At 39.5% G+C, this 21812-nt stretch carries 20 protein-coding genes; all 20 read right to left on the minus strand.

The window, feature by feature from the left end; all coding sequences use genetic code 11:
* On the minus strand, nucleotides 1-918 hold the full coding sequence (locus tag VK159_RS08605; protein ID WP_324229720.1) for a hypothetical protein: 918 nt from the start codon (nucleotides 916-918) through the stop codon (nucleotides 1-3).
* Nucleotides 918-1871: a hypothetical protein gene (locus tag VK159_RS08610; protein ID WP_324229721.1), complete on the minus strand. Its 954-nt coding sequence runs from the start codon at nucleotides 1869-1871 to the stop codon at nucleotides 918-920. Before VK159_RS08610 ends, VK159_RS08605 begins: the two co-directional genes overlap by 1 nt.
* A 3-nt stretch (nucleotides 1872-1874) precedes the next feature.
* Nucleotides 1875-2810, minus strand: a complete 936-nt coding sequence (locus VK159_RS08615; protein ID WP_324229722.1) for a hypothetical protein — start codon at nucleotides 2808-2810, stop codon at nucleotides 1875-1877.
* A gap of 7 nt (nucleotides 2811-2817) precedes the next feature.
* The gene (locus VK159_RS08620) at nucleotides 2818-4137 is read right to left on the minus strand and encodes a Zn-dependent hydrolase (protein WP_324229723.1); all 1320 of its coding nucleotides are present in this window, start codon (nucleotides 4135-4137) and stop codon (nucleotides 2818-2820) included.
* Between the two features lie 41 nt (nucleotides 4138-4178).
* The gene (locus VK159_RS08625; protein ID WP_324229724.1) at nucleotides 4179-4814 is read right to left on the minus strand and encodes a DUF2306 domain-containing protein; all 636 of its coding nucleotides are present in this window, start codon (nucleotides 4812-4814) and stop codon (nucleotides 4179-4181) included.
* Between the two features lie 20 nt (nucleotides 4815-4834).
* Nucleotides 4835-6613 (minus strand): DUF885 domain-containing protein, encoded by a 1779-nt coding sequence (locus VK159_RS08630; protein WP_324229725.1) that lies wholly within the window; start codon nucleotides 6611-6613, stop codon nucleotides 4835-4837.
* 9 nt (nucleotides 6614-6622) lie between these two features.
* Nucleotides 6623-7411, minus strand: coding sequence for a nuclear transport factor 2 family protein (locus VK159_RS08635; protein WP_324229726.1), 789 nt, complete (start codon nucleotides 7409-7411; stop codon nucleotides 6623-6625).
* Between the two features lie 38 nt (nucleotides 7412-7449).
* The gene (locus VK159_RS08640) at nucleotides 7450-8925 is read right to left on the minus strand and encodes an amidohydrolase family protein (protein WP_324229727.1); all 1476 of its coding nucleotides are present in this window, start codon (nucleotides 8923-8925) and stop codon (nucleotides 7450-7452) included.
* A gap of 11 nt (nucleotides 8926-8936) precedes the next feature.
* The gene (locus tag VK159_RS08645; protein WP_324229728.1) at nucleotides 8937-10097 is read right to left on the minus strand and encodes a P1 family peptidase; all 1161 of its coding nucleotides are present in this window, start codon (nucleotides 10095-10097) and stop codon (nucleotides 8937-8939) included.
* A gap of 13 nt (nucleotides 10098-10110) precedes the next feature.
* On the minus strand, nucleotides 10111-10557 hold the full coding sequence (locus VK159_RS08650) for a nuclear transport factor 2 family protein (RefSeq protein ID WP_324229729.1): 447 nt from the start codon (nucleotides 10555-10557) through the stop codon (nucleotides 10111-10113).
* Between the two features lie 42 nt (nucleotides 10558-10599).
* On the minus strand, nucleotides 10600-11937 hold the full coding sequence (locus VK159_RS08655; protein WP_324229730.1) for an APC family permease: 1338 nt from the start codon (nucleotides 11935-11937) through the stop codon (nucleotides 10600-10602).
* Nucleotides 11938-11970: 33 nt separating this feature from the next.
* Nucleotides 11971-13116 carry a serine hydrolase gene (locus tag VK159_RS08660; protein WP_324229731.1) on the minus strand — a complete coding sequence of 382 codons (1146 nt, stop codon included), beginning with the start codon at nucleotides 13114-13116 and terminating at the stop codon, nucleotides 11971-11973.
* Between the two features lie 216 nt (nucleotides 13117-13332).
* The gene (locus tag VK159_RS08665; protein WP_324229732.1) at nucleotides 13333-14811 is read right to left on the minus strand and encodes a M28 family metallopeptidase; all 1479 of its coding nucleotides are present in this window, start codon (nucleotides 14809-14811) and stop codon (nucleotides 13333-13335) included.
* Between the two features lie 5 nt (nucleotides 14812-14816).
* A complete protein-coding gene (locus VK159_RS08670) occupies nucleotides 14817-15668 on the minus strand; it encodes a sterol desaturase family protein (protein WP_324229733.1) in 852 nt (283 codons plus the stop codon).
* A gap of 52 nt (nucleotides 15669-15720) precedes the next feature.
* Nucleotides 15721-16908 (minus strand): DUF1624 domain-containing protein, encoded by a 1188-nt coding sequence (locus VK159_RS08675; RefSeq protein ID WP_324229734.1) that lies wholly within the window; start codon nucleotides 16906-16908, stop codon nucleotides 15721-15723.
* Nucleotides 16909-16910: 2 nt separating this feature from the next.
* Nucleotides 16911-18170 (minus strand): DUF418 domain-containing protein, encoded by a 1260-nt coding sequence (locus VK159_RS08680; protein WP_324229735.1) that lies wholly within the window; start codon nucleotides 18168-18170, stop codon nucleotides 16911-16913.
* A gap of 115 nt (nucleotides 18171-18285) precedes the next feature.
* Nucleotides 18286-19173 carry a hypothetical protein gene (locus tag VK159_RS08685; protein ID WP_324229736.1) on the minus strand — a complete coding sequence of 296 codons (888 nt, stop codon included), beginning with the start codon at nucleotides 19171-19173 and terminating at the stop codon, nucleotides 18286-18288.
* 32 nt (nucleotides 19174-19205) lie between these two features.
* Nucleotides 19206-19688: a lipocalin-like domain-containing protein gene (locus tag VK159_RS08690; protein ID WP_324229737.1), complete on the minus strand. Its 483-nt coding sequence runs from the start codon at nucleotides 19686-19688 to the stop codon at nucleotides 19206-19208.
* Nucleotides 19689-19898: 210 nt separating this feature from the next.
* Nucleotides 19899-20651, minus strand: a complete 753-nt coding sequence (locus VK159_RS08695) for a hypothetical protein (protein ID WP_324229738.1) — start codon at nucleotides 20649-20651, stop codon at nucleotides 19899-19901.
* A gap of 202 nt (nucleotides 20652-20853) precedes the next feature.
* Nucleotides 20854-21597 carry a hypothetical protein gene (locus VK159_RS08700; RefSeq protein ID WP_324229739.1) on the minus strand — a complete coding sequence of 248 codons (744 nt, stop codon included), beginning with the start codon at nucleotides 21595-21597 and terminating at the stop codon, nucleotides 20854-20856.
* Between the last annotated feature and the right edge of the window lie 215 nt (nucleotides 21598-21812).

The raw sequence follows: 21812 nt of genomic DNA on the forward strand, positions 1-21812 counted from the left end.
TTATTCAAGATGATATGCTTTTTGTAAAAAGCTAATAATGCCTGCTGCTTTTTCACGCAATTGTGTGAGCCTCGTATCGAGAATCCTGTTACTTCCTTTTAATTGATGAATTCGATAAGCTAAGTCCTTGTGCAACGAAGCATCATACGAACGTAGCGGTGGACTACCAGCAGGTTTATGAATAATGTTATTATCGTCCAGCATTTTATCAAAAACATAGGGATCAAATATGAGTGACATCAACGGATCGACATCTCTTCGCTCATCCCGCTCGTCTGATATATTCCCAAGAATTGTTTCAACCAGTTTCTGATAACTGATAATGCTGTCCGCTGCCTGTTCATTCCGGATAAGCCGTAATGCTCCTGAATTTTTTAACTGGGTAATGGTTCTGTCGCTCGGTTGAAAACGCCTGGTTCGTATAAGAACTCTGCCCAAATAATAAAATTCACTCTCATTGCCTTTGATCGTTTGTGTTTCTAAAAATTTCATCATGGAATCCAACTGTTCTTTTCTTGATTTTTGGTAAGCAAGATTTCGGTTGATGGAAGCCGTATCTGTTTTCAGATCTTCTATATAAGATTTAATGAATTGTTTTTCCCTGCTGTTTTCGATTACATGCTCTAGCTGATACTCTGCCAAAAATCCGCAGAACACGGCGAGGAACAACATTAAAAATTCCCAGAAATAACTTTTCCAGTTTTTCTTGTGATGTGGGGCAGCCGGGTCGTGGGCATGGTGATGTACTTCCATATCTTGTTCAGTTACGGGTTGTGGGTTATACGTTATGGGTTGTTCAACTTCAGCAATAGGTTCATCAGTTGAAGGAGTGTTCAGCTGTGCGTCTTGCTGTGGACTATCGTCTGTTGACGGAGGACGTTTTCCTTCTTCGTTGTGGATTGGGTTGTTCTCTTCCATTATTTTTCAAATTGGTATTCCTCTTTAATTTCCATCATTAATGCAATCGCAGCTTCTTTTGACCAACGCAAAAAGGCATTATACTTTTTCATTGCATCTTCTTTCATAGCCACATCGTTGTATAAAAGTTTTAGATCTGCAGGATTGCTGTTTAAAAGCGTTAGTGGTAAATCGCTATGTAAAACCTTGTCCAGTCTTTTGGCAATTGAGTCCGGAGTCATTTCTTTAAATATTGTTTCCGTTGACAGCATTTCTTCTAAAGCTTCATAATAAAAAAATTGTGCACTGGTAACGCTGAGCCGTTCGCTCAATCTTCTTAGCTTTTCTTCCTGCTCTTCAGATGCCGATATCTTACGTTCATAGTAATCGCTGATGGAGGAAGACAGCTTATCATTTTTTATTAAACGAAAACTACCGGAGTTTTTTAATTGTGTAAGAGCTGTACGGTTGTACACAACTGAATTGAAATTTGCAGTCTTAATCCATAATTCATATAGCCGATTGCCATCTATTTGACCTTTTACTGCCTGGCTTATTTCAGCCCTGAAAGTATCCAGTTGCTTGCCTAAAATTTCGTTATTACGCAGGTTTCGGTTATAACGAATGGTATCATACTTCAAATTTTCTACCATATCGTACATATATTTTTTAGCACGCTCTGCTTCTATCTTATGCTCCAACTGGTACTCAGCCAAAAATCCGCAGAACACAGCGAGGAACAACATTAAAAACTCCCAGAAATAACTTTTCCAGTTTTTCTTATGATGTGGGGCAGCAGGGTCGTGGGCATGATGATGTACTTCCATATCTGGTTGAGTTACGGGTTGTGGGTTATGAGTTACGGGTTGGTCAGATTCCGCAATAGGTTCATCAGTTGAAGAATTGTTCAACTGTCGTTCGTTGCTTGGTGGCTTTGCTTCCTCTTCGTTGTGGATGGATTTATTTTCTTCCATAAATTATTTGAGATGATATTCATTCTTAAGTTCATTTATCAATTCATCAGCCAGCAACTTCGTCGGCTTTAACCGGATATCAATATTAAAACGCAGATTTCGTTGCTGTACTATGGCCATATTCAACAGTACCATTATTTTATCCCTTTTTGGTTCGAGCGATTCGGTTTTAATTGAAAGGTAATTTTCGATTAATGCCGATGACAACGAATCAATAGATGCAATTCTGTATTTAGATAAAAGCTGGTGGTAAGATGGGTCGATAATTTCATTGATGCTGTTCAATAAAGTATTGCCTCTTGTTTGGTGATTACTGAATTCTGCTTCCGTTTGATTTACCATGGCTTCATACTTCATTAATTTTTCTAACAACGAATAGTTCTTAAAATAACGAAGGCTACCTGAATTTTTAATTTGTTCAAACGTGGCCCTGTTCCACGAAAATGCTTCGGTCCAGTATAAAAATCGGGTGTAAAAGGAAAATGCTGCGGCATTTCTACCTTCCAGCTTTGTTTTAGAAACCTGAAGCAGGCTATCTACGAAAACAATGTAACGCTCCGACTTTATCTGATGAAAGTCTGATGATAATTTATCGCTTTCCAGATCTTTTATTAAAGATTTTGCAAATTCTTTTGCACGGAGGTGTTCTATATAATGCTCACGTTGATTTTCTACAAGAAAGCCAAGTGTAATTGCTAGGAACAACATTAAAAATTCCCAGAAATAAGATTTCCAGTTTTTCTTATGATGCGGTGCGGCATGGTCGTGGGCATGATGATGTACTTCCATATCTTTTATGTCTGATGGTGGATTTATGATGTCTGATGTTTTAACAGCAGGTACAATGGTTTCATCATTTAAAGAAATATTCAACTGTGCTTCGTGCTGTGGACTGTCGTCTGTTGACGGTGGACTTTCTTTATTTTCTTCTTCCTGCATAATTGAATTATTCTTTATCAATTTTCAAAATGGTTTGCAACAACACATTTGCTCCATTGGCCATATCTGTTGCTCTTGAAAATTCTTTGGGTGAATGACTGATGCCGCCAACACTCGGAATAAAGATCATAGCAGCAGGAGCGATCTCTGCTATTTCCTGTGAATCATGACCTGCACCGCTTTGCATAAACTTTGTAGTAAAGCCCAATGCTTTTGCTGATATATTAATGATCTGCTGTAATTTTTTATCGGTCAATGCAGGCTTTGATTCATTCGCCTGCCGTTCAAAACTGATCTTTGTTTTGGTTGATGTGGCAATGATTGCTGCCCGCTTCTCCATTTCTTTAAAGAGCATTTCAATTTTTGCAGCATCCAGATCACGGATCTCTAATCCTAACACAACTTTACCGGGAATAACATTGTATGCTCCGGGTTGTACTGCAATTTTTCCAACAGTACCTACTTGTGTGCCTTTTACACTGTTCACCACTTCGTTAACTGCAATAATAAATTGAGAAGCAGCCAGCAACGCATCCTGTCGCAGGTTCATGGGTGTGGCACCAGCATGATTGGCAAAACCTTCAACCGTAACTTCCCAATGCACAATACCAACAATACCTTCCACCACACCGATCTGTATCTTTTCTCTTTCTAAAATGCCGCCTTGTTCAATGTGTAATTCTAACCATGCATGGATATCGCCTTTATTACGTTTGGCTGATTGAATGTTAGCAGGATTACCGCCAAGAGTTTTGATGCCTTCTGCCTGTGCGAATCCGCTCTGGCTTTTTTGTTTTAATCCTTCTGGGGTTAAATGACCAGCCATTGCCATACTTCCAATGGTACCACCTTCTTCATTGGCAAAAATGATCACTTCCAACGGATGTTCCGTAACAACATTGTTTTCATTGAGTATCTCAATTACTTCCAATGCACTGATGGAACCAAGTGTACCATCATAGTTGCCACCATCGGGCACCATATCAATATGCGAACCGAATGCAATGGGCTTGAGTGATGCATTTTTTCCTTTGCGTTTGCCGATAATATTACCTGCAGCATCAATGGTTGGATCAAGCCCTGCTTTTTTCATCAGTTCCATAAACCATGCACGGCCTTCGATATCACCTTTGGTATAAGCAACACGGTAACCTCTTCCTTTTTCATCCACACCAAATTTTGCCAGTTCAAAAATGCGGCTTTCAATACGTTTGCTGTTTACGCTTAAAGTGGCTCCTGCTTTTTTAGTATTTGAAAGTAAGGAACCAAATACACCCAAACCAATTACAGTGAGTGATGATTGTTGAATAAAGTTTCTGCGTTGCATAATTTGTAATTTATTTTATAGGAACACTGGTATTAAATCCGCTAAACAATTTCCATCCTGTATCTTCTTTCTTTTCTGTCTCTTATCAACCAATACATCCAGAATAAAAGCAATGGAACCAGCCACACAAATACATCTGAAGCCAGATAAGCCGTGTCTTTATTTGGAAACAGCGCATAGAATATATCCATTGTATAAGCGTCAATTACTCTTACCGTAACAAAATAAGCTGCACAAATAAAACTGCTGATCATCATACGTTGATGCAATACTATTTGTCGTTGCTTAATGAAATAGAAAGCAAGTGTTATAAACAGCAGCCATAAACTGGTTACTGTAAGTTGTGATGGCCTGCATCCAATGCACCAGGTTTTAGGTATCATGATGTACAGCGTAGTAATACAAAGCAGGGATGAAATAATATAAAGCTTACCTGTAGCACGATGAAAGGAAATGTAGTTGTTACGAATGGAAGGTGTGAATTGAAGGATGGCTGTGCAATAAACGACGATGCCGGCAACAATATGCAGTGCAAAAATGCTGTTATCAAAGGTGCTCTTATCTCCCCAATGTTCAAGAGAACTATTTGTAAGATACTTGTACTTCGGAATCAGTTTGTACAAAAAGAAACCGAAGAAGGCGAACCAGAAAACAGCAATGGAAAATTTCTTTAGCATAATTGTTTTTTAATTTTTCATCAGTGCTTGCTTTGAATCCACCGGTTAATTTTTGTCTCCAAAATAATCAGAGGCAGGCAACCATCTTTCAATACTTCATCATGGAATTCTTTAATGTCAAACCTGTTCCCCAATTTCTTTTTTGCTCTTTCACGCAGTTCAATAATTTTTAACTCACCTACTTTATAGCTTACTGCCTGTCCGGCTGTAACCATATACCGTTCTATCCGTTGAACTGCTTCAGCAGATGATACGGGTTGATTCTCCAACACATAAGCAATCGCTTTTTCACGGCTCCATCCTTTGTAATGGATGCCGGCATCAACCACTAACCGAACAGCCCGTTCAATTTCACCATTAAGTCTGCCTAAATATTGATAAGGGTCTGTGTACATGCCTAATTCAGTTCCTAAACTTTCTGCATACAAAGCCCATCCTTCCCCGAAAGCACTTGTCCAGTATACTTTTCTGAATTCCGGAATATCGGCTTCCTGTTGAATAGCTGACTGGTAGTGATGCCCGGGAATAGCTTCGTGTAGAAACAGATCTTCCATGGAGAAATAATTGTACTGAGCCGGATCAAGAATAACTTCATAAAAAATGCCAGGCCGTTTTCCATCTCTTGATGCTGGCATATATTGAGCATTCGCACCGGCAGCCCGAAACTTTTCTGTAGCCCTTACTTCAAATTTTGCTTTTGGTTTTAAATTGAAAAGGATGTTTAGTTGCGGCGACATTCTATCGAGAAAACTTCTGTATCTGTCCAACACTTCCTCTTCGGTTTTAAATGGAAAGAATTTCGGATTGGTTTTTACATATTCAAAAAAGGATTTTAAATCGCCTTTAAGGCCCACTTGTGTTTTTACAGAATCCATTTCTTTGCGGATACGGGCAACCTCACGAAGTCCTAAATTGAAAATTTGTTCGGCGGTAATGTTTGTTGTGGTGTAATACTTTAGCCACAATTCATATTCTTTCTTGCCCTTTTCATTATCTAATAAGCCTGATGTTGTTCTTGCTTTTGGAATATACTCAGTAGTAATGTAGTCATGCAATTTTTTATAGGCCGGTTTTAACATATTTTCAATTGCATCAGAATAATCTTTCTTTAACTGAATTGCAGCAGCACTATCAATATTGGTAGGCAGCTTTAATAAGGGTTTATAGAAAACATTTTGTTGTAAAGTAGTTTCAAACAGTGGCTTTAATTGTGGTGGCACTTTTTCCATTGCAGCCTTTGGGTTGCTGTTATTTTGGGCAACACCCTTTTTCATATTAGCAATTGCCTGATCCACCCAGATTTGAAAACCTTTCATACGGCTGATGAAATCCCGATAATCTTTTTCGGTATTGAAAGGAACAAAACCTGCTCCGGAACCCAATGTTGCAAACTTGGTTGAAAAGCTGAATACAAATTGATCAACAGGGCGGTAAAAGCCCAACAAATTATTTAGTCGTTCGTTTTCTGATTTTAGCTTGTAGGTAAGCACATCAATACTTAATAGCTGAGATGCTGTTAAACCTGTTTTGTTTATGACAGCTAATTGGGTGAGATATTTTTGATTAAGTGCTTTTGCTTTTTTTATATAGTCTTCGCTGATGGTAATTTCAATCTGGCTATTGTATTCGTTGATGCCTGCTTCTGTTGCCTGCAATGGATTTAGTGCATAATATTCTTTTGAATATTGTTCCAGCATTGACTCCAGTTGAATTGGTTGATTTTTCTTTTGTACCAAAAGGGAAGAAGAAAAAAGATGCAGCAATGCAATGATCAAAAGAGTTGGGTTTACTTTTTTCATGTTAAAAATTTATTTCACTGATTTAACTTCCGTTATTATAATTTTTATGGTTGTGTTGCCTATATTTTCTACATAGTGCTTACCTGCATAACCCATCCACGAAGCTGTTCCAGCCACTTCATCAACTGTAATGGTTTCACCATTTTCAAGATGTACTTTTATTTTACCTCCGGTTACTACATAAGAAGATTTGGCAGGGTGCGTATGCGCTGTATCTTTTTCGCCGGGCTTCAGGGTATATTCAAGCACTCTTATATGTTCGTTTTCTAACAATAATTTGACATTTGCAGGCGAAGCTTTTAATATATCTATGTTTAGTTTGCTTGTGTCTTTTGAAACAACAGGGTCTTTCGTTACAGAAGAGGCGTGAAGATGAGCAATTTTCCAACTTCCTTTTTCCTTTATCATTAGTAAGGTTCTTCTGGATAATGAATTTAATCCGTCGCCCAAATGAAATGTAACAATTGCATTTTGTTGGTAGAGTTGGAGTTGGATGTCCTTCGGGCTTATTTGTAGTTTTCTGCTATTATTGATGTCTACAAATTCCGGGAAAATATTCAACCAGGCTTTTTCAATTTCTTGTCTGCCTTGTATCCGTCTTGCTTGAGTCCAATAAGGATAAAAAATAGTTGCATCGTCAGTGAATGATTCCCGAAAAGCGGCCCAATTAAAATTATTAAAAGCTGTAACGAAATTGTTGACGGATTTCATAACAGCTATTGAGTCTTTATTCTGAGCCTTTAAACTAAAGTTAAACAGCGAGAAAAGAATCATTAAAGAAAGTCGAACGTTGGTCATTTCGTTTTTTTTATTAAAAACTACAGAATACTCAGGCATTACTTTTTAAACTTTCCATATACCGCCTGCCCCGCAAAAACGTTGGCTACTGTTTTTCCATTCTTCAATACAAAACTTCCATTCACCATTACATATTCAATACCTGCAGAAAACTCCAGCCCATTTTCAAAAGTTGCGTTATCAATAATGGTGTTGGGATTAAAGATGGTGATGTCTGCATCGGCACCAACCTGTATTCTTCCTTTAAAACGCATCATGGGTGCAATGTTTTCCAAACGTTTTGCAGGAAGCAAAGTCATTTTTTCAATAGCAGTGTTTAGATCAATCACCTTGTCTTCCCGTACATATTTGCCTAATACTCTCGAAAAAGTTCCGGCAGTGCGTGGATGTGCCAGTTTTGCATACGTCATTCCATCGGAACCAATCATAACAGCAGGAGCTGCAATACCCATTTTGATCCATTCGGGTTTCATCACATGAATGATCACCACACCGCTTGTTTTACGATAAGCATCAAATGTTTCTTTGGTAAGCCGTTCGCCTGTTGCCACCCATTGTAAATCGCCGTAGCTTATTCCAAGCCGTTGCTGCCAGCCTTCATCAAACATGGCACTTTGCAGCGAAGTGGAAGCGGCGGTGTAAGGGTATAGTTCGGTACTGATGTCAAAACCTTTTTTGTTTGCTGCATTTACCATTTCCAGCGACAGTCCGATATTTCCCAGCGACATACTGTTGATATGAACAATGTGCAGCGGTGCTCCTGTAAGTACTGCAACAGCTATTGCTTCCTGTATAGAAATAATATCAGGTTGCCTTACATGCGAAAACACGAGGGCTTGCAACTCACCAGCCAGTTTATACACCTGGAACATTTCATGGGGATTTGTTTTGGGCAAATAGCCAATGGGTGCACCAATGCCAATACCACCATCAGCCAACGATGTTTTGATGTTTACCAATGTTTGATTCAATGCAGCGGGAGTAATCGTTTCAGCAGAAGCCCGTAAGATAGTGTTGGTCATTTCCCCAATGTTTGCTTCTCCCTTCAGTGTCATTTGCATTAAACTATCTACAGCCTTTTGGTAGTTGCCAATTGCTTTAAAGCGTTCAAAAGGCCAGTTTACACTTGCACCGTAGTTAATAAGTGCTTTTCCTTTCCTTGATTCGTACCACTTACCCAAATGCTCAACTCCCCATTCTAATTCAAGGGCTGTTGTAACACCATCGTGCAATTGGTATTCCTGCTCCACATTGCTGCGGCCGTGAATATGCAGATCAATAAAACCCGGCGCTACAACTAATCCGCTTACATCAATGACTTGTTTTCCCTGCAATGGTTCGCTGCTGATCTGTGCAATACGGTTGTTGAGAATGCTCACATTTCTGATGGCATCCAGTTTTGTTTCGGGATCAATCACACGGCCACCTTTTAATACTACATCATAAATAATGTTTGATTGAGCAAAAGCCGTAAGTGAAAGTGTGAAGAATATTGCAATGAGTAATTGTTTCATGTTGATGTTTTTTATTTGATCCGCTTATATTTTTTTAATAGATCAATCACTAATTGATGTGGCAGGGCATACGATTTGTTTCCATTAATACCTTCCATGGTTTCTGCAGCAACCATTGCATTGATGATGGCTTCTTCTGTTGCCTGTATAGTTGCTTCAAACAATGGATTGATTTCATCATTCGGCAATACATCAACTTTTGTAAAATCTGCTCTTTGAAAAGCGGTTGGATTTGCGGTTGAGAAAGCAATGAAAATGTCACCTGAACCGTTCGTGCCTTGCCCACCCACTGCTCCAATACCCAGCGACACTCGTTGAACAACTCTTTTTAACTGATGCGGAAGTATTGGTGCATCTGTTGCAACAACCACAATAATAGAACCATCCCCTTCCTGCCGGTATGATGGAGGCGCTTTTAGCTCATTATTTAAAGTATCTATCAATTCTTTACCAACAGGCACACCAGCAATCAGAAGATTACTTTTTCTTCCAAAGTTTGCCTGTACAAACACACCCAAAGTATAAGTGGAGTCTTTTATTTTTACAACTCTTGATGAAGTGCCGCTGCCGCCTTTAAACCCCAAACACCTCATCCCCGTTCCGCCACCTATATTTCCTTCTTTAATAAAACCACTCTTTGCATTGTCTAATGCTTCATATGCATTGCTTTCTTTTACATGAAAGCCATAAATATCATTTAAGAAGCCATCATAGGTTTCTGCAACAACCGGATAGGTGTACCAAAAATCTTCTTTGTACCAACCTTTCTTTACATACCATTTTAATACAGCATCTCTAACCGTGCCCACACTGTTTGTATTCGTAATCATAACAGGGCCTTCTAAAAATCCCGATTCTGTTACCCATGTGGTACCTGTCATTTCTCCATTACCGTTGAGTGAATACCAGTTTGCATAAACAGGATTATTATTCATACCTCTTGGTAAGATGGCTGTTACGCCGGTTCTTACGGGACCTTTACCTCTTATGTTTTTACCAGTTCCCGAAATGATGGTGCTGTAACCAACCTCCACACCTTTTACGTCAGTAATGGCATTGAATTTTCCGGGCGTTCCATCAAACGGGATTCCGATATCTCTTGCACGTTGTTTTTGTGCAGCGACAAGCAGATGACATAGCATGAATCCAGCAACTATAATATTCTTTTTCATATAAGTAGTGTTTTTAACTTCGTTTAATGAGAGTTGAATGAAGATGCTTTACTTTCCATTGATTCCGTTCTTTTATCAGCACTACTGTTTCTAGCCATTGTACTGTTGCCTGTTTCCCATCTCTCATTATTACTGATTGCAGAAGATAATTAACCAATGCCATCTTGTTGTCTACAGTTGTATGAATAAACTCGAATGTGTTTGTACGTACAAACTCCTTTGCTGTGTTCAGCTTAATTGCTTTATGTATCAGCGTATCAATATTCCACAGCTCGCCATATTCGTACAATGTAATATCTGCGGTACTCCATGCTTTCAGGCTCACAGAGTCACGATTAGATAAAGCATCAAATAGTTTTACAATCGTTTGCTGAACAATTACCTGTTCACTGCTTGTAGTTTGAGCCAATGTAATTGATGAGAGCAGTAATAAAACAAGCAGGAGGTTTATTTTTTGCATGATGCGGAATTGTTTTGTCTGTACTTTTTTATAATGAAGTTGTTAGTCTTTCAAACCACTGTTCTCTTGTTCCTGCTTTTTCTTTTTTACCTGTTTCATAGTGAAATAGGCAATAGAGAACACGATCATAAACAGGCCAATGCCCGCAAATTCCTGTCTGCTTAAATTGGACAACAGCCAAACAATACCGGCAGCAGCCAACAATGGAACAATGATGCCACCAGGCACACGAAATGTTTTTTCGGTTGTTGCGGTATCTTTTCTCCTGAGTTTTACCGAAGACAATACAACGCCCAGATAAATGATCAATACCGCTGCGCTGGCAATGGTAGCTAATTGTTTAAAGCCACCGGATATTGCCAGTATTAAACCCAACGACGCATAAAATGCAATGGCAACATGTGGCGTAAAGTAACGGTCGTGAACTTTTGCCAATGGCTTTGGCAGTAAGCCATCTCTTGCGCCGGCAAATAAGATCCGTGGAATAGAAAGTATTTCGCCACTCAATGCACCGAGCATCGAAAGTGCACTCGCTGCAATAATGATGACGGCTCCCCACTTTCCAAACGCAATGTTTGCCACTGCAGCCAACGGCGCATCTTTATGTGCAGTAACGGATGTGCCCAGCACACCTTGCGTTACCAACTGAATAGATATATATAAAACTAAGACTGCCGTTATACCTAAAAATATTCCAAGTGGCACAGTGCGTTTTGGATTTTTTATTTCGCCGCCATTGCTTAATGGACCATCTAATCCAATGAATGCAAAAAATAAAAGCAAGGATGCTGCACCGAGGTTGGTGAATGTTGGTTCAATCGTCCAACGTAAATTTTCGGATGACAGAAATGCTGCTCCTGCCACTACTACTGCTATCAGTGGAATTAATTTTCCGAGCGTTGCAAACTCGATCAACCGCACACCGTTTTTTACACTGCGGATATTGATCAATGCAATACTGCCAAATACAAACACGAGTAATGCAGCCCGGTAGATTTCGTTACTCAAGAACGGAAAAAAATATTTTAATGTATCAACCAGTGCATTCGCAATGGCTGCATCTGATACAATGCATCCTCCCAGCCAATAGATATTGTTCGCTAAAAATCCTGCATAAGGACCAAATGCATTTTCAATATAACTATACACGCCACCGCTTACAGAAGTTTTAGAACCTACTTCGGCAAAGCAAAGACCAATCAAAAAGATCAGTGCACCACAAACCAGGTAAGCAAGAATAGCAGCAGCACCAAGATCTTCCGCAATGATTGCTGGAATAATAAAGATGCCAGAACCTGCTGTAATATTCAGAATTGCTAATGTGAGTGACCGTACGCCGATTTCTCGTTTTAAATTTTCTTTTTTTGAAATCGGGTTCATGTGGTTGGGTTCAGTGTTGCTATTGTTTGGAAATTATTTCGCTTCGATCGATTTAATAACGAGGCTCAGCATTTCTGCCACCTTACTGTCATCCATCCATCGGGTAACAACTACAAGGTCATGTTCTTTATCGATGATGATATAGTTGCCGCCAAAACCATTTGCATAATATACTTTGGTTGAAATGCCTTTCCAGTTCTGTTCTGTGTTGAGCCACCACAGGTAACCGTAATTTTTATTTGCTGTTGATGGCTGTATTGCAGCGTTGATCCATTTTTCAGAAAGCAGTTGTTGATTTTTCCATTTGCCGTTTCGCAGAAACAACAAACCAAACCGTGCGTGATCCAATGTATTAATAAAGATGCCGCCGCCATGATGTCCGCCGCCACTTACTGATTGCATCGTTAAGCCATCAAGTGTTACAAATGAATTTTCATAACCAAACCAACGCCATGTAGTAGATGCACCAATGGGATCCATGATCTTTTCTTTGAACACAACAGGTAATGGTTTACGCCAAACCTGCAACAACGAATAGGCAAGGAGATTTACACGTACATCGTTGTATTCATAATTGGTTCCGGGTTCAAGCAGCTTGCGGTTTTTCCATTCATCAATTGTTCCGTCTCTTGGTGGACGATCGGCCCAGTCATCTAAACCAAATAGTCTGCCATTCCAATCACTTGATTGTGTAAGTAAATGATCCCAGGTAACCTTTGAATTGTGTGGCCCTTCAAATAATTCGCCCCACACATATTGACCTACTTTATCATGTACATTTTTGATGAGGCCTTGGTCAACAGCTAAGCCTGCAACAGTGGAGAGATAACTTTTCGTTACACTAAACGTCATATCAACTCTGTTTACATCGCCCCATTGTGCAACGATGTATCCGTTCCTGATCACCAACCCCGCAGGGCCGCCTCTTTCTTTCATTGGCCCGATCATTTTATAACCCGGTTCACGTGAATACGATTTCATATTGGCAATACGCAAGTCACGTTCAACTTTGTTTTCACTTTTCAATGCGAAGCTTACTGCACTGTCGAGCCAAACTTTATTCATCTTTAACTCTTCGGGCTTTTTTGTTTGCCAGTCTGCATCGGGAAAATAAGTTTGTTGTGCATGAATCTTGGACGTATTCAGACCTATCAAAAGAAGCAATATTATTTTTCTCATAATTTCCATTTTCATTTCTTTAGTTCAAACTTATGGTTGTTAACAATAACCTCGCTCTATTTCTGCTTGCGGACTTTGTGCCTTCTTCGTATTCTTTGTGTTACTCTTAATTAGAATGATTTTAGTTGCACAAATCACACAAAGATTTTCACGAAGGGCACAACGTATGTTACGATTCCAATGTTGCTATTGTTTCTTATTCTGCTCTTCAAAGTATTACCGCTCCAATTTGAAATTGGGTACTCTGTCCGGTCGTTGTGTTGCATTCGCTGCTTTCCATCCGGTACGATACATCCAGTCCGTTATTTTTTTGAGTTTATCATAATCAATATTCGCTGCATTATCTTTTGGCGTATGATAATCGGGATGCAGCAGCGTGGTGTACATGAGGGATGGAATACCCAACCTTGCATAGGGTAGATGATCGCTTCTGAAAAACCAGTATTCAGGATGTTCCACTTTATCCCAAAGTGTATCTAATTTAAATTTTGGTCCTTCGTTATTTGCATCCAATACCATTTTCGTGAGTTCGTTTGATGTACGATGTGGAGGTTGTATGCCTAAAACGGTAGCACTATCCGGATGGTTTCTGCCAATCATATCTCCATTTAAAACCGCTACAATATTTTGAATGGGTACCGTTGGATGCGATGAATACCACCTTGAGCCTAAAAGCCCACGCTCTTCAGCACCATGGATCACAAACAGTACCGAACGTTTACCGGGATTTTTTTTAAATGCCCTGGCTACAGCAAACATGGCTACATTAACACTGGCATTATCATCTGCTCCGTAATAAATACTGTCTCCATCAATGTTGTTGCGAATGCCATGTGCATCGGTATGGCCGCTGTACAGAACATATTCTTTTGAAAGTACAGGGTCTGTTCCTTCAATAAGGCCCACGAGATTTACAGAAGGATAACTGTAGCGCTCAATAACAATGTTTGCTTTCAGTCGGGCGGTATTGGTTGCAATTTCTTTTTGTGCGGACTTGTGTAGCCAAAGTACCGGTACGGTTGCTGTTACTTTTTCATTGGGTCCTCCTTCTAAATCAAAACTGCCTTCCTTAAAATTTTCTATTGCATCGGGCCATGCTGTTTCGGTTTCTTGATCGGCAAGGAGTATAAGTGCAGCAGCTCCTTTGGCAACGAGAGCATTTCCATATTTTGTCATCATAAACCGTTGATAGCGCCAGCCGGGTAATGACATGTTGTAATTTAGTATGCCCGGTACTGCATCAAAGGCTACGACCTTTCCTTTTACATCAATGTTATTCAAATCAACAGATGAAATACTTCCGAGGTAAACAATCGGTTGATCTAAAGCAACTGCTGCCATTTGTGCAATCGCAACTTCGCTCCACAATGATAAGGAGCGGCCATTGATGGATACACTGCTGACGGAAGCGATCCTGTTGCGCCACATATTAAAATACTGATAGTAAGAATTGTTTTCACCGGCTGGTTTTAGACCGAGACTTCTGTATTTTTCTGCAACCCAAACGGCAGCATTCAGTTCGTTGATGGTACCTGCACCACGGCCTTTAAACCGGGCATCAGCATGTTGATACAAATCGTTTTTTAAATCCGATTGTTTGATAGCAGCCAGACCAGCAACAGGTACTTTCATTCCCGTTTGCGAAAAAGCAGAGCTTGCAACCAGCAGAACAAAAACAAGAGATAGTTTATTCATTATATTTATTTATTCAATTGTGTGATAGCATTAGTATTTTTATTTAGTTCTCCTGACTCAACTCTTGTTATTTCTAAAAATGGACTCTTCATCAAATACCAAAACGTTTGTTTTTTCTCCTCTTCAAATTCTTTCAATCCTAATTTGATCTGCTCAACCGGTTTACTTTTATAGGTGCCGAACAGACGATCCCATACAATAAAAATATCGGAGAAGTTTGAATCGGTATAGTGTTGGTCCTGCTCATGATGCACTTTGTGGATGTTAGGTGTGGTGATCACTAACCCTAAACTTTTATCGAGCCATTTCGGAAAACGAAGATTGGAATGTTGCAGTACAAAGAAAATCATCGTAATAAATAAATACAATCCGAGTGTAAGAAGGTCAAGACCAAAAACAGCAGCCGAAAGAATATTACTACTTCCAAACCAAAGAAAACTTTCCAATGGGTGTCCGCGGAAATTAGTGGATGCATCCATCGTGGTATCGCTGTGATGCACACGATGGAAACGCCAGAGAAACGGCACCACATGCGACAGGCGGTGAAACCAGTAACTCACCAGATCGAACAATGCAACGCCAACTAATAATTTTAACCAGAGAGGTAGTTGTACCAAATAGAAAAGCCCGATCTGATGATTGTTCAACCACTCAATACTAAATACAGAAACAAAAGACCAGAGAATGCCCAAGAGGAAAAAGACAACATAGAACAAGCTGTTTTGAAACAGGTGTTGCGGTCTTTTGTCGAACTTGAATTGATTGCCGAGCAATTGTTCGAGTGAATAGAAGAGAATCATCAAGCCAATTAAGATGTAATTGGAATTGATTGCAAGCAGTTTGTTAATGAGTTCCATTGCTGTGGTTTTGGGTAATTTGAATATTGCGTGCGCAACCATCAGGTTGTATTTATAAATAACTGAGCCACCATTTTTCTTTATGATTGGTTTTATACCTGTCGTACCACTTACATAATGGATATAAACCAACAACAACGATTACCCAAACAAGATAAACGACGCCAAGTGAAAAGCCATAGCCTTTTAATTCTTCCGTAAACCAAAGCGGCTGTTTTAAAATCCATATGCTCCAGCTATAGTCGGTAAATAAGCCTGCGGCTAACATTGCTAAAACATGCACCAGAAAAATATGTAACAGATAATAAAACATGGGTACTCTGCCATAAATTGAAATAATTTTCGAAACACTGTTACGGATGTTTTCTGTAACTGCCAGAAATAAGATCGAAGGACCAAGTGTCATTAAGATATACAGTAACGAAGGCGGATACTTATTGGCTTTCAAAAATGAAAGGAACGTATAGAGGGGAGTAGATTGCTCACTCCAAGGAACAGGGTCGCCATATACATTGATCAAACGAAGGAGTATAAATAACACAACCGCCGAGCCTCCGATGCGCAACAACATCTGTTTTCTTTTTTGCTGGTTGTATACAGCTGTAAACAAAGTGCCAAAACAGTAACCAAGCGCCATTACACCAATCCATGGGAGAACGGGATAGCCAACAAGAACATTTTTACCCTGCCATGAAAAAAACATCTGATCGTGGAGTAAGGCCCATCCAAATGCGTTGAGTGAATTTCCGGGTACATGAATTGGATCAAGAAGATTGTGAGCCCCCACCAAAACAATACCGATCAACAGAATTAATTTAAAGGGTAAATGAATGAATGCGGCAAGAAAAATCATACTGATGCCCAATGTCCAAATGACAATGAAATAGATATTATGAAAAGCCAAATCGAAATTCCAGAAAAAATTAATTACTGTAAGCTCCAGTAATATCAACCATGCACCACGTTTTACAAGAAAGAGTGATAGTTCTTTTTTCGATTTTCGTTGTCCGCTGATGAACGCAGAAGTACCTGCCAAAAAGATAAAAACGGGAGCACAGAAATGAGTGATCCATCGTGTAAAAAATAAAGCAGGCGTTGTTTTTTCGAGATCAAGCGGATCGAATTGAAACGCATCTGCATGAAAATAATCACGAACATGATCCAATGCCATAATGATCATCACCAATCCCCGAAGCAGATCGATGGACGTAATCCGTTTTGTTGTTAATGTTGATTCCATGACTATACGTTATTTGTTGACGGCTTCTTTTTAAACGGCTGCCATTTTTTATACGTTGCACTTCGCCATAACCATTCAATGGGTCCGTAATTGAAATACTTTAACCATACAGTACTCACGATGATTTGCCCGATAAACACAAGGAATGCAAGCATCGTATAGTAAACAGGGCCTACTTCACGGGCAAGACCCAAACCTGCACCATAAAATACAAGCGTACCAATAATGGAGTGTGTGATGTAATTGGTGAATGCCATTTTACCAACAGGTTGTAACACAGCCGTCACTTTTTTACCAACTCCTGTTTGTGCAAACAGAAAAAATAGCGCTACATAAGCAAGTGCCAATGGCGCAACTCCGAAGGCATATGCAATAGATTGATAAAAGCCTTCGATCTTTAATTGATAATACAAACCTGTTTCCATCAACTTCGATAATTGATAATTGGCAGGCAAGCCAATGACCAAACCGGCACCTGCAATCGTCCATAATAATTTTTTATTGGCGATGAGTTGAGTGTATCGATCGTTTCGACCCAGCAGATAACCAAGAATAAACATACCCAATACCTTTAAAGGCCGGCTTTGAAAAATTAAATCACCAAAACGATAAAACACACCTGCCACCAGGCTTTTTAACTGGAAAAAATAATTTTCTGTTTTCAGGTTGATCAAGAACTCGTCAAAAGATTTCGAACCTGTTAAATACGAATCAACTGTTGTACCTGTGCCATAAAGCAAACCTGCAGGCGCCAGCAATACATTCCATTTCATGCGCAGGAAATAAATGAGCACAGGTAAGCATAGCATAACAATAGCGGTGATGAATAATTTCCGTTCGCTCCATTTTCTGATCCATAAAAACACAAACCCCACCAATGCATAAAACGCAACGATATCTCCCGTCCATAATAACAGCAAATGAGCAAGACCAAGCAAGAACATAAACGTTAAACGCCTGCGCATAAACTTCACCGGCGTTAATCCCTTTACTTCGCTTCGTTTTAACTGGATGGCCATGCCCCAGCCAAACAGCAAACTGAAAATGGAATAGAATTTTCCTTCAATAAAAACGTGTTGCCAAAACTGGAATGTTTTATCGAGCGGATGGAAGAATGGGCCGCTGTTGTTCAACGTAGCATCGTAAAAGGAAAAACCGGAACCCAGGTTCGCTATAAAAATTCCGAGGATCGCAATTCCCCGAAGCGAGTCCATGATACTTATCCGCTCGTTTAATTGCACAGGTATAAATGCTTGTTGCATGGAAGTGGTTTTGGTTGGTAGAAGGGGTGAATTTCGTCGATTCGAACGGAGAGCATAAGGTAGACAGAAGTTTTGAGGTATGCAAATGCAACAAGTAATCTGTTGCTGTCATTTCTCACTCATTATACTTTAAATACTTTTCACCTGTATAAGTCTTGGTTTGAGTTGTAATAACTGCTTTCGATCCACCATTTGTTAATATTTCAAAACGAACTTTTGGAAATCCAATTCCTCCCTCAAAGCTGTTGTTTCCTTTGTACGTTAATCCTGCCATTAATTGACCATTGCGTTTCATAAATAAGAGATCGTCGTTCTGTATAAACTCAATTTTACTGTCGTCGTCCATACTGTACAAGCCTGTAATCTTATCGTACACTTTTTTATCAAGTGGAATTTCCTTATGCATTGTTACATTAAAAATAACTTCACTTTCTCCTGATGCATTCTTTGATACATCAAGTATTCTGTTTATAGCCTGTGGAGCGGAAGCCCAGGTATCGGTTTCAACATATTTACCACCTTTGAAATAAAGTTGCGTGATCAGGTCCTGTTGACCGGGAACAGACACACGCAGGTGTATATGAGCCGGCCGCCAAGATGCTTCATTGTTCGGGTCGGCTTTATAGGGAACTGGCAAAATTGATTTGAATGCATACTTCCCATCGGCTTTTGTTTTTTGTGCGCCACGGTAATTGTAATCGTCCGATGCATTATCATACACTTCATGTTCATCGCAATGCCAGATCTCAACAAATGCATTGTTGACGGGTGTTTTTCCATCTTCTTTAAAAATGATTCCTTTCAAAACGATCGGAGCTCCGTTGGAACCGGGTAATCTTAAATTAGTGCGTAAAGGTGCACCGGGTCGGTAAAAAGGGCCAAGAATATCAGTTGTAGTAGGAGTATCGCCTTCATACTTGTTTCCATTCCAGTTCAACCCTCCGAATGCGCTAATGCTGATCACTGTGAGTGATGAGTTTTTGATAAATGTTCTGCGTTGCATAATGATTGTATTAGTAGTTAGGATTTGATTTGTTATTCCACACGCACAAGTACCCTTCTTGTTCTTATATTATCACCAATTATTGCTGTATCGCCTTTCAGTTGAATTTGCCGGGGCTGTTCTGTATCGGTATAAAAAGGAAGTGTACCTCCTTTTACATGATGAATCACTTGCCCTTTTGCAGGTTCGTAAGTATAGGTACCGAAGTATCCGAATGAATGACTGCTGAAAAATTCATGAAAATTAATCGTGTAATTTTTTGATCCTTCTTCTGTCATTTTAAGGGGAGTATCGCTGGAAACATTAATACTTAAAATACCACCGGGCGAGTAGATAAAATAACCTCTTGGATTTTTTCCGTAGCGGTTTATCCATGTATTGGACACAGAATCATAATCAGCAAACTCAACCAATTGCCATATACCGGCAATACCTTTGGCAGGTTTTGTTTTTTGTGCAGTTGAGAAAATACATGCAAATTGAAAACAGAGGATGGCCAGAATTATTTTTCTCATGTTAATAGTTTACTTATTAAGAAATGCATTGTTGATGTAAAGTCGATGGCAAACACATAGGGAGTTACAAGGAAAGCATACACACTTTTCTCAAGGGGAGATGGATTTGGGTTGAAGGAGGGAAGCGGGTATTTAAATCTAATTCTTAATACCGAGACTTCACAATCCGCTCTTCAAAGTTTTAAGACTTCGCAGAGCTGATTTTATTGTTTATCGAAATAAAAAGCTTTCCGCAAACCATCGCCAGGCAGCAGTTTTGCCAGCAAAATCAATGATCAAAAAACTAATTACATAAATACCAATCACGATCATTACAGGTTGCAGCGATTGTTTTTTCGAACGTTGGTAAACAGCAAGGGCAAGCAATAGAATGAGTGCAAAAAGTTGTGAACCATATTCAATGAAAAAGTTAGGCTCTATTTTATTGGCTTTTGCCCAATGTCCAATCATTCGATCTAAAGCTGGGTCAATGGAAGTAAATATGGCACCGATCATATACGTTGCATGATGGAGAAATCTTTTGCGATTGACAATGGCCAGTATGTAAAAGACAATGAGCATAAGAAGGAAAATAATTCCAAGCCGTTGTGAACTGGCTACTCTGTTGAGTACCTCTTCAGTTGTAATGTTCAATTTACCCGTTGCTACTTCATTTTGGATGCGGAGAAGTATTCGTTCGTAGCGGGCCTGAATAAGTATGTAACCTGATACTACGATTAAAGGAATCAACACATAACTTACTTTGCCAACAATTTTATGAATGCTGGTCTTCTTCTTCATGATCAACCAGGGCTGCACAATACTCATGATTACCCATAAATACATAAAGAAGGCATGAATATGTTGTACCGTTGTTTTGTTAACGGTTAACTTACTCCAATAGCTTGGATAAAAACCCGCAACAACCAAGGGTATAAATAAGAGGAACCATTTTTCGATGTGAGGGAATAAGATTTTTTTCATTTTCTTTTTTGTTTCAAATGGCTATTACCTCAAAGCCTTGGTTCGTGTCTTCACCATCCAATTAGTTATCATGCCCGTGTTTCGTGAAGACAGGAACCAAGGCGGCTGAATAAGATGGCTAACTCCATTTAAATGATAACAAAACAAACCCCACCACTTTTAAGTATGATGAGGTTGTTTAACTATCAACATGGAAAAAGGGTTATTTCGAACTTAAGTCTTTACGCATAAACAATAATTCGCTCCAGCTTTCCTGAGTGTACTCTGCTATATCTTTTAAGTACTGTGCATAAGAACCTTCACCGTTTGCAGTTTCATACACTTCTTTAAACGGTTTGCGGAAACCAACAGCCCGTTCTTTCAATCCCTGCTTATACCTTGTTGTTAAGGTATATTGTGTTGGGCCCGAAGAACTGCTTACATACACAGCAACAGTTACACCTGAAGCTTCCCATGCTTTTTTTATTTTCTTAAGAATGGCTACCACATTATCACCTTGCCCGGGTTTAGGATATACATGCGTGATCTGGATTTTATCAGTAAAATCGCCCAAGGCAATGGTGCTTAACGATTCCTGGTAAACGGAGTAGCCGCCGCTCTGCTTGTCAGTTAAATAGACAGCTACATTTTTATTCCAGTCGTTTTGGTGTTCGGGGCTGATATCGCCTCTTGCATCTTCACTTTCCCAACTTTTTGGTCCTTCGGTGATATGATAGCCGCCAAGATCCGGTCCCGATTGAATGGCAAACACACGCCAGTGGTTATCGCCGGAATGATATTTTTGGGCATGGTTGGCAACGGCCTTTTCAAATTCTGCGATCTTGTCAATTTTAGGAAATACCCGGTGTGTAGATATTACGTTTTTGGTTTGGCCGATACCGGCAAAAGAAATTGTCAGCATTAAAAGAAGGAATGCGCTGAGCTTGACAGCAATTTTCTGTTTCATACTTGTTTGTTTTGGTTTAGGAACAATGTGGTTAAAATGCTTTGTAAAGCTCATACCAAACCAAAATTTTGGTGAGTACAAATCAACCATTCAACTTCAGTTTCTCTTCAATCAACAGGACAAATTGTGCAGCAGCAGGATAAATTCATCATTCTGTGCGGAAACAAGTGCTTTAGCAAAAGACAAGTGCAGTAAAAAATAAGGCTTCGTTTATC

Source organism: Lacibacter sp., from assembly GCF_035299325.1.
In the GTDB taxonomy this organism is placed as follows: domain Bacteria; phylum Bacteroidota; class Bacteroidia; order Chitinophagales; family Chitinophagaceae; genus Lacibacter.

What these genes read in the sequence shown, in the direction of transcription:
- VK159_RS08605 (WP_324229720.1), bottom strand. Translation starts at nt 918, where the DNA reads ATGGAAGAGAACAACCCAATCCACAACGAAGAAGGAAAACGTCCTCCG.
- VK159_RS08610 (WP_324229721.1), bottom strand. Translation starts at nt 1,871, where the DNA reads ATGGAAGAAAATAAATCCATCCACAACGAAGAGGAAGCAAAGCCACCA.
- VK159_RS08615 (WP_324229722.1), bottom strand. Translation starts at nt 2,810, where the DNA reads ATGCAGGAAGAAGAAAATAAAGAAAGTCCACCGTCAACAGACGACAGT.
- VK159_RS08620 (WP_324229723.1), bottom strand. Translation starts at nt 4,137, where the DNA reads ATGCAACGCAGAAACTTTATTCAACAATCATCACTCACTGTAATTGGT.
- VK159_RS08625 (WP_324229724.1), bottom strand. Translation starts at nt 4,814, where the DNA reads ATGCTAAAGAAATTTTCCATTGCTGTTTTCTGGTTCGCCTTCTTCGGT.
- VK159_RS08630 (WP_324229725.1), bottom strand. Translation starts at nt 6,613, where the DNA reads ATGAAAAAAGTAAACCCAACTCTTTTGATCATTGCATTGCTGCATCTT.
- VK159_RS08635 (WP_324229726.1), bottom strand. Translation starts at nt 7,411, where the DNA reads ATGACCAACGTTCGACTTTCTTTAATGATTCTTTTCTCGCTGTTTAAC.
- VK159_RS08640 (WP_324229727.1), bottom strand. Translation starts at nt 8,925, where the DNA reads ATGAAACAATTACTCATTGCAATATTCTTCACACTTTCACTTACGGCT.
- VK159_RS08645 (WP_324229728.1), bottom strand. Translation starts at nt 10,097, where the DNA reads ATGAAAAAGAATATTATAGTTGCTGGATTCATGCTATGTCATCTGCTT.
- VK159_RS08650 (WP_324229729.1), bottom strand. Translation starts at nt 10,557, where the DNA reads ATGCAAAAAATAAACCTCCTGCTTGTTTTATTACTGCTCTCATCAATT.
- VK159_RS08655 (WP_324229730.1), bottom strand. Translation starts at nt 11,937, where the DNA reads ATGAACCCGATTTCAAAAAAAGAAAATTTAAAACGAGAAATCGGCGTA.
- VK159_RS08660 (WP_324229731.1), bottom strand. Translation starts at nt 13,116, where the DNA reads ATGAGAAAAATAATATTGCTTCTTTTGATAGGTCTGAATACGTCCAAG.
- VK159_RS08665 (WP_324229732.1), bottom strand. Translation starts at nt 14,811, where the DNA reads ATGAATAAACTATCTCTTGTTTTTGTTCTGCTGGTTGCAAGCTCTGCT.
- VK159_RS08670 (WP_324229733.1), bottom strand. Translation starts at nt 15,668, where the DNA reads ATGGAACTCATTAACAAACTGCTTGCAATCAATTCCAATTACATCTTA.
- VK159_RS08675 (WP_324229734.1), bottom strand. Translation starts at nt 16,908, where the DNA reads ATGGAATCAACATTAACAACAAAACGGATTACGTCCATCGATCTGCTT.
- VK159_RS08680 (WP_324229735.1), bottom strand. Translation starts at nt 18,170, where the DNA reads ATGCAACAAGCATTTATACCTGTGCAATTAAACGAGCGGATAAGTATC.
- VK159_RS08685 (WP_324229736.1), bottom strand. Translation starts at nt 19,173, where the DNA reads ATGCAACGCAGAACATTTATCAAAAACTCATCACTCACAGTGATCAGC.
- VK159_RS08690 (WP_324229737.1), bottom strand. Translation starts at nt 19,688, where the DNA reads ATGAGAAAAATAATTCTGGCCATCCTCTGTTTTCAATTTGCATGTATT.
- VK159_RS08695 (WP_324229738.1), bottom strand. Translation starts at nt 20,651, where the DNA reads ATGAAAAAAATCTTATTCCCTCACATCGAAAAATGGTTCCTCTTATTT.
- VK159_RS08700 (WP_324229739.1), bottom strand. Translation starts at nt 21,597, where the DNA reads ATGAAACAGAAAATTGCTGTCAAGCTCAGCGCATTCCTTCTTTTAATG.